Source organism: Mesorhizobium sp. M4A.F.Ca.ET.050.02.1.1, assembly GCF_003997725.1.
GTDB lineage: Bacteria > Pseudomonadota > Alphaproteobacteria > Rhizobiales > Rhizobiaceae > Mesorhizobium.
In genome coordinates, this window is sequence record NZ_RZSG01001203.1 from 1 (window position 1) to 1,177 (window position 1,177).

The window sequence follows — 1,177 nt, forward strand, 5'->3', positions numbered from 1 at the left end:
CTATGTGACGCTGGAGCCCTGCGCCATGTGCGCGGGCGCCATCTCCTTCGCGAGGCTGCGCCGGCTTTATTTCGGCGCCGTCGACGAGAAGGGCGGCGCGGTGGTCAACGGCGTGCGCTTCTTCGCCTCGCCGACCTGCCACCACGCGCCGGACATCTATCCGGGCATGGGCGAGAGCGAGGCATCGCTCATTCTCAAGGATTTTTTCCGCGAGCGGCGCGAGGTCTAGCCACGATTTTTGGACGATGGCGGGACCGAGGAGGCGCGAAAGATAGCTACCGCTGTCGTTGTGCAGCGATGCGCTGAAACCTTACCACCAGTCGAACCAGCCGCCGCTCTTGCTCTTGGCGGCCGCCTCCTTCTTGAGGCGGCGTTCCTTCTTGTACTCGTCCTCGCCGAGTTCGCCCTGCGGCGCTGTGCCGGCTGCGACGCGATAGGCCAGCGGCGGCTCGCTGAGATATTTGCGGGTGTTCGGGTCGCCCTGCTTGCCCTCTGCCATGCGACGCTGGATCTCGGCGGCGCGGCCCTTGTCGGAGTCCTCCGGCGACCAGCGCGGCGGATGGCTCGAAGCCGAGTCCGCCAACGCCTTCTTCACCGCGGTCGGATCGGTCTGCACGTCGTCGACGATCTGCGACTGATAGGACGGATCGTCCTGGTGGGCGGTGGCGTCGGCGCGCAGGCGGGCGCGGCGCTGCTCCGGCGATTCGGGCCAATCGGCGCTCGCCGTCTCGATGCTCTCCTGCGGCGGCGGCAGGTTTTCCTTTTGACCCGGCGCCGGCTTCACCAGATCGGGACGCGGCTTGTAGTCGATCGGATCCTTGCGCTTCGGCGCGATCGAAAAGGCGCTGGAAAGGTCGCCGGCAAGCTGTTCGCCGGCGGTCTTGTCGGTGCCGTAGGTGGGCGAGCTCATGCAGCCCGACAAGGCAAGTCCGGATGCGACCAGCGGCGCCAGCAGTGCGGCGCGCACACAGATTCTCTCGGTCATGCCAAAAAGTCCCACACTAGACAGCCTCTCGATCGCCACCGGCCAAAAGATCCGGTCCCCATCGACGATGCACTTGCGACGGAAATCCGGCGACAATTTGTCGTCCGGAGTTTCGCTGTTTACCTCAACCACCCGTTAAGGGCAACGCGCCGGCGGATTTGCATTGCCCGGCGTGGCATTTGTGCACTTATT

2 protein-coding genes are annotated in these 1,177 nt (G+C 65.3%); one reads left to right on the forward strand and one right to left on the reverse strand.

Features of this window, described 5'->3' with window-relative positions:
• A partial coding sequence (locus tag EOA33_RS36300; protein WP_145989533.1) for a nucleoside deaminase occupies nt 1-229 on the forward strand: 229 nt, incomplete at its 5' end.
• A gap of 81 nt (nt 230-310) precedes the next feature.
• Here the strand turns inward: EOA33_RS36300 and EOA33_RS36305 are convergent.
• Nucleotides 311-985, reverse strand: coding sequence for a hypothetical protein (locus EOA33_RS36305; protein WP_126055119.1), 675 nt, complete (start codon nt 983-985; stop codon nt 311-313).
• Nucleotides 986-1,177: the final 192 nt, after the last annotated feature.

Coding starts and splice junctions, on each gene's coding strand:
- EOA33_RS36305 (WP_126055119.1), bottom strand. CDS start 985: ATGACCGAGAGAATCTGTGTGCGCGCCGCACTGCTGGCGCCGCTGGTC.